Origin of the sequence: Chamaesiphon polymorphus CCALA 037, from assembly GCF_003003845.1 — a bacterium.
GTDB classification, from domain to species: Bacteria; Cyanobacteriota; Cyanobacteriia; order Cyanobacteriales; family Chamaesiphonaceae; genus Chamaesiphon; species Chamaesiphon polymorphus.
In genome coordinates, this window is record NZ_PVWO01000189.1 from 1 (window position 1) to 10,147 (window position 10,147).

Genomic DNA, 10,147 nt, shown 5'->3' on the forward strand with positions numbered 1-10,147 from the left:
GATTTGGCTGCTGAAGGTGCAGTGAGCGAGATCGTCGCGCGCCAGATGGCAGCGGGGGTTAAGGCAAAGTTGGGGACTGATTGGGGCGTGAGTATTACAGGCGTTGCTGGCCCTGGTGGCGGCACAGAGACGAAGCCAGTCGGGTTGGTGTATATCGGGATTGCCAGTCCAGATGGGAATGTTGAGGGAATTAAATATCAGTTAGGCTCGCGGCGAGAACGAGAGTTGATTCGCCGGATGTCCGCCGCTCAAGCATTGAATCTGCTCAGACAGCAGTTATAAATGGGGAAGTAGGATTCAAAGTTTGCAATTACGGATATTTGCTATTAGCGATTTTAGAGGCATAAGGTACAAGCCTCAGGGGCAAAGGGTAGATCGCAAGTATGTTTTTCCCTTTCCCCACTTCACCCAGAATATTGGATCTGTTGCTAGATCTTTGAGTATCTCTCCCCGAGAGAGAATCTCCGACTTTTGTCGGATACGAATTGCTCGATCGATGAGTTACGATTGGGTCAAAACACAATCTGCTACGTAACATATCACTGAATAAATATTAACAATCTCGATCGGATCGATACCCTACCATCCTCTCAATGGTGAATCTGCCGCACCGATCCGAGATGGCTAATTCTAAACTTTATATTAACTACTCCCAAATTCCCTCACTCTTATCCTCCACCCACTATTTGACAATTATGATTAGCGAGAGATCGATCGCATCTAATATTTTTGACTTAGATGACAGTCAACTAATTGAGAAATTCATCCAAGGTAGCAATCAACTGTTAGCGAGTCCGAATCTGCGCTTAGAGGTTACTGGGGGAGTATCTCAACTCTTAACTCGTAATGGCGATCCGATCGCGATTATGTACTTACAAAGCAAACCACGTACCCTAATTGTCAAGCATAGTTCGCCATTTTTAGAATTAATCGATCGGATGTCGATCGAGCGAGACTTTGTGATGTTTGGCGATGCCAGCCGTCCGGGTTTTATCGAATATAGACATTATGTAACGCCTGCTGGTTATCGAATTTGGTACACCGATCCATCAATTTTGTGGAAAAAATGGTGGCCGACCGAAAGATTTCAAAATAAACAGCGGTTTAACATGAATATTTTGGTCAGTTTTAAGAGTAGCTGGTACCCCGTGCAAAATATTAATGTAAATGCAGGTACTTTTACGATCAAAACGATCGCGGGTCAACTCACTCTTAAGCGCGATGATAAGGTCTTATGGCTGGCTCAGGCAATGCAAGAAAGTGTTGGCAATACAGGGAGCCACCAGCCAACGCCAATGCCAACATCAGCCGAATCGCTAACAGTTGTTACCGAATTAGATCGTCATGTATCTAATGAATTAGTTAAGAAAATTCATTCTAAAACATCAACGATCGAACCAGACCATGCCTGGTCGATGATTAAACAATTGGAGGACAAACTGCAAACTCAAATTAAATTGACTAGCGAGCTAGAAGAGAAAATCGATCGCTCGGAAAGTAGAGCAACAATCGCCGAACAGAGATTGCAAATAGTCTATAAATATCTTCAAGATAGTGGCATCGATCCGCGCGAAATCTATAAGGGAAGAAAAACAACCTCAATTAATTGAGATGCGATCTTCACCCAGAAAATAGGTGTAAAGCCTCCCTAATTGGGGAGGAGCGAACCTACTCGTTCGCGATCGCAATCCTCTGTGCTACTGAGTCGGCAGACGCTATAAATGACGGGAAGCGATAGTTATCAACTATCAACTATCAACTATTAACTATCTAGACGTCCCCAATCCGGAAGATATATTTTAAGCTCAGTCGAACGATCCGAATTAAGTAATAAAGCGGAAATAATGGTGGCGAGAGTGTCACGATCTGCCACTCTAAAGGAGTTGGTGTGGAAATAGCATCTACCCAATACCAAACTCGATCGCCAAGTGATGTTATCGTCGATCGATAAATCCCATAATCTCGCCAAGTCCAACCCGAATCGTCTGCCGCGATCGCCTTTCCATCTGTATTTGGTACGGGAAATAATCGATCCTGAATTTCGGTAAATAATAGCGGTAACTGGGGATCGGATGCTAATTGGGTTAACTGTGCTTCTGGTAACGGCACATCGAGTAATTTGTTAGCTAAATACAGCCCTAAAAGTAACATTCGACGAGTCCCAAAGCGACCCGATACCCGATCGATATATTCCCAATCTAAATCGGGATGAGTGCGTAATAGTTCGGCAATATCGCAGATCCAATACAATCGCCACCAATTATGTTTGGCACCGTGCGCGCATAAAAATAATAATAGATGTTCTGGAGTTAGCGTCTCGATCTCTCGATCTCCAAATTGGACTCGATCGATCTTATTCCAAAGCGTTTGGGGATCTGGCGTAAATGAATAATGCTTGGGTAAAATCGACCAATGGAGATCGACACAGATTTGTTTCCCTTCGTGCCAAAACCATTGCTCGTTTTGCAATGTGGCCGAGATTGCCAATTGGCGATCGGTTAATTTGAACTGTGGTTCGTAGCCGCGATCGATCAGTAATTTACTCGCCCCAATTACATCAGCTTCTGCGACTAAAATATCGATATCTACAAATTGCCTTAGTGCCAAATTTCCATAAGCAATTTGTGCCAATACTGGCCCTTTAAACGTCAACATTGGCACCTGTTGAGTCTCAAACAACTGGCTTAGTTTGATTAACTCTGCTGTCAGGCAGAGATTGCGCTGAAAATTTTCATTAAAATTGGTGCGAATCCGTTCTAAAATTTCTATAGGAATCGCGTCGGGTTTAGAGTTTTGTAACTGTCGATCGAGTAGCGGGAGGATATGATGATGATTCGCTCGATCGTAAATATAATTCCAATCTAAAGGTCGTTCTACTAATTCTTGAATGCGACTAACTTGCTCTGGACTTGGATGAGTGTGACTGCAACATAGTAATAGTTCGACCTCCAGACGCTGCGGAGAGTCTAGATCGGTTAGTGTCAAAATCGGGGTAGCGGCTAATGTCATATTTAAACTTGGTAGTGCTGTGCTTGGGTATTAAACAATCGAGCATACAAGCCGTTTTGTTCCATCAATCGATCGTGCGAGCCGCACTCGACCAACTCACCGTTTGATAATACCAAAATCCGATCGACCATTTTAATCGTCGAGAGGCGATGGCTGATGACAATTGCCGTGCGACCGCGCACGAGTTGGCGAAACCTATCGAATACCTCAGCCTCCGCTTGCGGGTCGAGCGCGCTCGTCGGTTCGTCCAAAATTACCAATTGCGCGTCGCGCATAAATGCTCGCGCCAAAGCAATTTTTTGCCATTGACCGATACTTAATTCTTCCCCCTGCTCGAACCAATTACCCAACCGCGTATCGAGTCCCTGTGGCAATCGCTCGATCGTCGGATCGGCACCTGCCGCGCGTGCTGCGTCCCAAATTGCCTCAGTACTAGGCGGTGCTTCAATATTTCCCAACCAAATATTCTCCTGGACGGTCAGTTGGTACTGAATATAATCCTGAAACAGCACGCTAATCTGCCGCTGGATGTCGGTAGGAGCGTAGTGACGCAGATCCACGCCATCGATCGAGATCGTCCCCTCTGTAGGGTCGTACAGACGGCAGAGCAGCTTAATTAGCGTAGTTTTACCCGCCCCATTCGCACCGACGATCGCGATAACTTCCCCTGCATTAATCTTGAGGTTGATATTTTTGAGTACCGATCGCTGACTGTGAGCGTAGTTAAAGCTGACATTCTCCAAACAAATCCCCTGCTGCCAAACTGCGGGTAAAGGTTTGGGAGCTACTGGTGCGACAATGAGCGGTTGGATGTCGAGAAATTGATAAAAATCTTGCAGAAACAGGCTATTTTCATACAAACCGATCGAATTGCTCAATAGGTCTCGTAAAAACCCCTGACCGCGTTGGAAAGCCTGATAATACATTACAAATCCACCAAGCGTAACTGCACCCTGAATCATTTGATAAGCCGTGATTCCACTCGCAATGCAGACTGCCAGCGTCGCACTCCCATTTGTAATCAGATCGATCGCCGATTGCTGAGTCGCCAGGTGAACTTTTTCCTGCCGAATCTTAGTTCTGAGACCTTGAAACCACTGATGAAACAAAGATCCCAACGCAAATAAGCGAATTTCCTTAGCGTATGGCTCAGTGGTAACTAGAGTATGCAAATAGTCAGCTTGACGCTCACTCTCCGTCCACGAGCTAATCCGCAGGTAGGCTTTACCCGTATATTTAAACCGGATCGCCACTCCGGGCAGTATTGCTAGCAGTAGCACTAGCGGCACCAGCCAATGTAAGCCCGTCAGCAGCACGAGAATGCCCAGCAGAGAAAGACTACTCTGTCCGACTTGCAACAGACTATATAAAACCATCTGCGGGCGATAGGGAGCCTGCTCTTGGGCGCGGTGCAAGGTGTTGTAATAGTCGGTATTTTCGTAAAATTGTAAGTCTACCTCGATCGATTTATGATGCAGCAAACTATGAACTCGATCGCTAATCGCTTGAGTCTGGATGGTTTGAGTCAGGTTATTGAGCGCATTACAGGTATCGCTCGCCAGTGTCAGGACTCCAACACCCCCAATCCAGATCAGTGCTGTTTGCCAGGTGCTAGCATCGAATCCACTCTTGACGCCTAAAGTTAGGGTGTCGATGAGCTGTTTCATCAGATATAGCTGTCCCAGCGGTAAAAATCCCTGAAATAACAGCAATCCCAAACTCACAACAGTCCAACGGGGCGAACTATGCCACACTAAATGCAGCGCGCGCTGAAGATTAACAACTAGAGATTTCAAGATAATTTAGTCGATAAGAAGCTTAGATCGATGTTCGACTCTCAACGGTACTGGCGAGCCAGATCGGCAGCATAACTCTGAGCTTTGGCAACTGTTGCAAATCGATCGGGAAATTGTTGGTGCAACTGGTGCGCAATTTCGCCCAAGGACTTACCTGCTGTCATCAAATTGAGCGTGACCGCATCGATTTTAGCGGATTCATTGACGATCGGGACGTAGCTATCCGATCGTTGTTGTAAAGATTTAGGCGATCTGGGTACGCTCAAAAACGTCGATTGCTGAAAATCGGCTTTGAGTGAGTGCGGATCTGTCCCAGTTTCTACTTGAGTGTACCAAGACCAGATGTAGTCATCGCCGACTAAATTGGCTTTGATGGTGACTGTCACCCGATCGCCAACTGCCAGATCGACTGGCTCAGTCAGGGGAACAAAAGCATTGCCATAAATACATTCTGGTCGATCTGGTGCATTAGAAAAACCAATTCCCTCTGCTAAAACAGTATCGAACCAGATGCCGAGTCCATGCACGATTCCCGGTTGCTCGATCGTCCAATTCAGCGTTGCTGCGACGTTGTTTGAATCTCGCGGCTGTGTATAGTCGAGAGTCTGCCAAAGCTGTGGGCTAGCGAGATATTGCTCTGGTTCGAGTCGATGCTTTTGCCAGGTATTAACCAAAAATTGCCGATTGGCACTCAGATTGCAGCCATAAGCATCTTCCCAGAATGAGCTATATTCTTGAGTGTAGTAATCGGCATTACTAATTAAAGTGCCCCAGATCGAGTCTTGCAGGGGAATTTGAACGCCGCCAGGTTTGAGGTGCCGTTGTCTGGCATCGGCAATTTCCGACAGATGATGTTGATACAGCGGCATCACCCCCCGCAGATCGCAAATAATTACATCTACGCGTTCTGGTAAATCAATTTGACTGGATAGACCTTGGATAAACTCAATTTTATCGGCACAGTGATTGTCGATCGCGACTTGCTTGGCGATAACGATCGCATCATCAGGCTCGATCGCATAAACTTTGCTAGCTCCAAAATTACATGCCAACACGGCAAAAAAGCCAGTACCAGTACCGATATCTAACACCACGGCACCTGGCTTAATTGCAGCTTTCAAGGCTCTGACGTAGGGTTCGGTGCGCTGTGGATCGACAATCATCCGACCGTAGCCAGAAATGGTATAGCCTTGAATAGAATCATTCATAACATCTTGGTGGGAGTTGGGAGTTGGGAGTTGGGAGTTGGGAGTGAGCCGAAAGACTAATCCTGTCAATCCTTTCATCCGGTAAATCCCGATTGGAGTTGGGAGAGACAGTTTAGGAAAACACGAGACTATACCTCAAATTCTCATGCTAAAAGACTATGGCAATGGTAATGCCATATCTGCCAAAATTAGATCTAACAACTCAGGTAACTTGGCGATATTTAGATCCGGTGTAATTGCCGACATCGGGATCTGACTGACGAGATGGCTAAGGATCTTAAATTCTTGCGAACGCAGCGATTTATCCAATAAATAATTGGTATAGGTGTTGGTCACGAGGGTAATCAATCGATCCGGAATAGTCATCGGCTCGATCTGCGGCAAAGCTGGATCGCTGCCGCGTTCGTTGAGATAATAGATAGCCGCCAAGGGTAATGGTTCCGATTGAAACTCATACCCAGGAGCGTTCAAATCTACATATCGCTTATCCCAGGTTGGGTGAGTAGGCACCAAACGTGGCAAGGCATTGACATCGCCATACAGTGCGGTGACCGAATTATCCCACAGGCGAATGCGGGGATAGGCAGATTGCACCAAAAATGTCTCCCCACAATCGATCAGGGGCACGACATCATCGGATAGGATCGGATAACCTCGCTGGGCAAATGCCGCAGCGGTAGTCGATTTACCCGCTCCGGCTGCACCTACCAACACGACAACCCGATCGGCAATCGCGATCGCGCTAGCATGAAGGCACACTGTACCCCGCAATCTGAGGATAAAACCCAAGATCGGGCCTAACAGATAAGTAGCGGTATCTTCTAGCGTCAGATCGTCTGGCCAGGTTGCCCAAATCTGAGTCCCCAATCGATCGACGACAAAAGTTGTTTCATCATCGTATCGACAGTAGAAATATTCTTCCTGTCGATCTGTAGGATCGGCAATTTGCCACACCCGCAGGGGCGAGACAGTTTTTGCGAGAGATTTATCCAGATCCCGAGCGGCTGGATACCAATTTGGTGGCATTCCCGCATCTGGTGGTGCTACTTTCAACCAACTGGGTAATTGACCAAGTACGGCATTAACAACAGGAAGACCGCTCGCCGGAGCCTCGATGGCAATAGGCCCCGGCAGAGCGATATTAGCGATCAAATTTAGACCATAAACTCGATAATATTTCATTAACTAATGAAATCTCTAAGATGTTTTAGTTAAGCCTTTGGTACCACCATCTGGGGATGCTGTTGCCTTAGTTCCCATATCTTGGGTCATCACGCTAATGCTTCCATACAGTCTAAATTCGGGCTTGTGGTAACTTTGCTTATTCATAATCTGGGATTCGGGGTAATTGGATAAGTGGATCGTCGAGCTGACAGAGGTTAACCTTAAGTCGGGTGACTAAGACGTGTCATGCCCTCCAGTAGCCAGTAATGGGGGATTATAAAGTTGATGAAGATAGCGATCGAACCAGTAAGCAAAACTGATGGGCATTAGATAGTTCCAATATTCCCATCCAGCAATCGTGTCACTAGTGTTAACGAGACGATCGATACTAACATAGCCCTCGATCGCGGGCAAGATTTTGGCGATGTGCGAGAGATCGAGACTATCTAATCCCATGGCAGATAATGGATCGGCGACGAGCGGTGTTTTGGGGCGCAGTCTAATTTCGGCTGGCAAACTGTCACGCCCAGCCATTCTAAGTAATGTTTTATTGACGCACCACGGTACGGGTGGTAATGCTAGTAAATAATTCAGCAGTCGCAAATCGATAAATGGCAGTCGAATTTCGAGCGGTACTCCCGAACAGCCGGGATCGTTGGCTTCTAAATGAGCTGTCCACAAAACCGAAGTACTCTTGTTGTAAGCACCCGCTCGTGGAAAATCTAGCTGTTGTTTTGGTTGACAATGAATTTCTCCCCATCGCTGCTCCAGATCGATCGATCGGGCAAAATCTGGATTCAACCAAGTCGGACATTGCGGTGTTTCTAGCTCTGGTTTACCCCACCGTCGCCACCAACCCAGCAAACCCGAACCCCAATGCGGCTGGACTCCCAACCCCAACCAGGAGCGGCTCACATCCCAGCCAACATCGATGAATGGCATGGTTTGCAGCATTTCTACTACCGATGGCGCGGCGAGTGCTTCATCACCCCCATGACCGCATAAGGCAACTCGGCTATGAGCAGCGATCTCCTTTGTCCGCTCCCGCCATGAAGTCTGAAATGGATCGTTGCCTGGTGGCATTAAAAATTCACATTTATGCCAATCTTGATATAGTTTGTCGTCATCAGCGACTTGATATTCGATCGAGATTCCCAAACTGGCTGCTGCGACTCCCGCATAATCGCGTTCGCGATCGGGCATCAGTCGGTCGTATACAGTTGTAAAAGCCTTAAGATCCAGCGGCTGCGATCTTGCTTTAGCCACCGCCAATGCAGTCGCAGCAATTGTCGTCGAATCGAGTCCGCCACTAAAAAAGCTGGCAACTTTATCCGTACGTAAGCGATCTCCTACCGCTTGTGCCATCAATTCCTGAAAGCGATCGAGATAATCTTGAGTATTTTTATATCTAATTAACTCTGGCACTGGCAGCGTCCAATAGCGTCGCGTCTGGACTCCCCGCTGCTGCGACCAGGTAAATATATGCGCTGGCGGCAATCTTTGAATGTCGCTAAATACTGTCGTTGTCAGATCGTAATTGAGATCGAATAATAGTAAATCCCCGATCGTGCGATCGTTCAATTTACTCGATACCTGCGGATGTTGGCGTAGACAATCGATCGTATTGCTAATTATCAGGCAATTACCCACCTGGCTGTAATAAAACGGCTTCACGCCAAAATGGTCTCTGGCACAAAATAACCGCTGGTGCCGTTCGTCCCAAATTACAAAGGCAAAATCGCCCAACAAATGGTCTACACAATCCTTGTCCCAACGTAAATACGCCTGCAAAATCAGTTCGACATCAGTCAAAACGCGATCGCTATGAGTCAATTCTAATTTCTCGATCGTAGCTTGACGATCGTCTATCCGCGCATCAGCGACAATCCAGACTCGATCGTCGATCGTATACGGTTGCGACTCTGCTGCGGCTTCCCACGTCGTCCGTAATAACGTATGCCCGAAGCCGACAAATCCCCGCGACCACACCGTTTGAGCATCTGGCCCGCGCGAAGTCATCGCCTGGTTCATCCGGCTCAATAAGCCCGGATCTACAGGTGCCCCATCGATATGAATCAGTGCCAAGATTCCGCTCACAGTTTTTCCTGAATAGGTTGCTCGAACGATCGATCGAAAGCCTGAAACCGCTGATGTACGTCGTCGGTATCGTTTAACACGATGCCTTGATACTCCACCCACGCATGAGCGGAAAATTTATCTGTCTCTGTGCGTACGCCGATACGTAGCACACTTATAATGCCCTGCGATCGCAGCAAAATCCACAATACTAGAGATTGTTTTAAACAATTCGTCCATCGGGAGTTATAGCCGACCGCAACCCGCACCATTCGGACTGTCGTCCATACTTGCCGCTCTAGTTCTGCGTTTGCCACCGTTGACGGAGCGTAGCGATTGGCAAGCGGCAATCGCAACAAGAATCCTTGGGTAAATTGCAGCCCTTTAAGCCGTACCGAGATCGCGACTAGCGGCAATAAGCCCAAAGCTTGTAGCAGTAACGATCGTTCGCACTCCGATAGCTCCAATAACGTCTGACATTTACGGATTGGTAACTTCAACCAAGTCATGCTCGACAAATTGGGCGACCAAATTTAAAAAATCTTGTTTTAATACTTCTGGACTGACATCGAATCGCTCCAGCAATCGATCGTATGCACTTTGTAATGAGTCAGACTCTTTTAGGCAAGACCACATGACATTCCCGATATCGTCGAGTCCGAAGTATTCTTCGCTGGCTAAGTTCAGTAGGACGAGTTCGCCGCCCATATCTTGAACCAAGATATCTTTTTTGACAGCAACCTTCTGTGTAAGTATTAGCATCAATCCACAGTACTAGGAAAAGGGGGTAAGTATCGATCGTACAAAAATGTATAACAGCTTGTACGTCTGATTTCTCTAGAATATACCATCGATCGACCGATGCCAACTATTAATTTATGGTGTATGTTTAGT

Annotated in this window: 10 protein-coding genes; 2 read left to right on the forward strand and 8 right to left on the reverse strand. The window is 46.9% G+C overall.

The genetic code is table 11. From position 1 onward, the window contains the following. Together C7B77_RS15140 and C7B77_RS15145 are read left to right on the forward strand one after the other, a co-directional pair. The coding region (locus C7B77_RS15140) for a nicotinamide-nucleotide amidohydrolase family protein (RefSeq protein ID WP_146138340.1) at positions 1–282 on the forward strand (282 nt) is incomplete at its 5' end. Positions 283–620: 338 nt separating this feature from the next. Continuing rightward, on the forward strand, positions 621–1,610 hold the full coding sequence (locus C7B77_RS15145) for a hypothetical protein (protein WP_146138341.1): 990 nt from the start codon (positions 621–623) through the stop codon (positions 1,608–1,610). 160 nt (positions 1,611–1,770) lie between these two features. Here the strand turns inward: C7B77_RS15145 and C7B77_RS15150 are convergent, their stop codons facing one another. The 8 genes from C7B77_RS15150 to C7B77_RS15180 all read right to left on the reverse strand — a co-directional run bounded on the left by C7B77_RS15150 (position 1,771) and on the right by C7B77_RS15180 (position 10,015). Further along, a complete protein-coding gene (locus C7B77_RS15150) occupies positions 1,771–3,009 on the reverse strand; it encodes a nucleotidyltransferase domain-containing protein (RefSeq protein WP_106306316.1) in 1,239 nt (412 codons plus the stop codon). 2 nt (positions 3,010–3,011) lie between these two features. Beyond that, on the reverse strand, positions 3,012–4,805 hold the full coding sequence (locus C7B77_RS15155) for an ABC transporter ATP-binding protein (RefSeq protein ID WP_219892162.1): 1,794 nt from the start codon (positions 4,803–4,805) through the stop codon (positions 3,012–3,014). A gap of 41 nt (positions 4,806–4,846) precedes the next feature. Then, positions 4,847–6,091 (reverse strand): 50S ribosomal protein L11 methyltransferase, encoded by a 1,245-nt coding sequence (locus C7B77_RS15160; protein ID WP_106306322.1) that lies wholly within the window; start codon positions 6,089–6,091, stop codon positions 4,847–4,849. Positions 6,092–6,169: 78 nt separating this feature from the next. Next, the gene (locus tag C7B77_RS15165) at positions 6,170–7,195 is read right to left on the reverse strand and encodes a phosphoenolpyruvate carboxykinase (ATP) (protein WP_106306325.1); all 1,026 of its coding nucleotides are present in this window, start codon (positions 7,193–7,195) and stop codon (positions 6,170–6,172) included. A 15-nt stretch (positions 7,196–7,210) separates the two neighbouring features. Beyond that, entirely contained in the window at positions 7,211–7,342 is a 132-nt protein-coding gene (locus C7B77_RS31445) for a hypothetical protein (RefSeq protein WP_281261362.1), read from the reverse strand. Positions 7,343–7,411: 69 nt separating this feature from the next. Then, positions 7,412–9,274: an asparagine synthetase B family protein gene (locus C7B77_RS15170; protein ID WP_106306328.1), complete on the reverse strand. Its 1,863-nt coding sequence runs from the start codon at positions 9,272–9,274 to the stop codon at positions 7,412–7,414. Further along, positions 9,271–9,762 carry a lasso peptide biosynthesis B2 protein gene (locus C7B77_RS15175; RefSeq protein ID WP_106306331.1) on the reverse strand — a complete coding sequence of 164 codons (492 nt, stop codon included), beginning with the start codon at positions 9,760–9,762 and terminating at the stop codon, positions 9,271–9,273. Before C7B77_RS15175 ends, C7B77_RS15170 begins: the two co-directional genes overlap by 4 nt. Then, the gene (locus C7B77_RS15180; RefSeq protein ID WP_106306334.1) at positions 9,734–10,015 is read right to left on the reverse strand and encodes a PqqD family protein; all 282 of its coding nucleotides are present in this window, start codon (positions 10,013–10,015) and stop codon (positions 9,734–9,736) included. The genes C7B77_RS15175 and C7B77_RS15180 overlap by 29 nt, the downstream gene beginning before the upstream one ends. Positions 10,016–10,147 lie beyond the last annotated feature (132 nt).

Coding starts and splice junctions, on each gene's coding strand:
- C7B77_RS15145 (WP_146138341.1), top strand. CDS start 621: ATGGCTAATTCTAAACTTTATATTAACTACTCCCAAATTCCCTCACTC.
- C7B77_RS15150 (WP_106306316.1), bottom strand. CDS start 3,009: ATGACATTAGCCGCTACCCCGATTTTGACACTAACCGATCTAGACTCT.
- C7B77_RS15160 (WP_106306322.1), bottom strand. CDS start 6,091: ATGAAAGGATTGACAGGATTAGTCTTTCGGCTCACTCCCAACTCCCAA.
- C7B77_RS15165 (WP_106306325.1), bottom strand. CDS start 7,195: ATGAAATATTATCGAGTTTATGGTCTAAATTTGATCGCTAATATCGCT.
- C7B77_RS31445 (WP_281261362.1), bottom strand. CDS start 7,342: ATGAATAAGCAAAGTTACCACAAGCCCGAATTTAGACTGTATGGAAGC.
- C7B77_RS15175 (WP_106306331.1), bottom strand. CDS start 9,762: ATGACTTGGTTGAAGTTACCAATCCGTAAATGTCAGACGTTATTGGAG.
- C7B77_RS15180 (WP_106306334.1), bottom strand. CDS start 10,015: ATGCTAATACTTACACAGAAGGTTGCTGTCAAAAAAGATATCTTGGTT.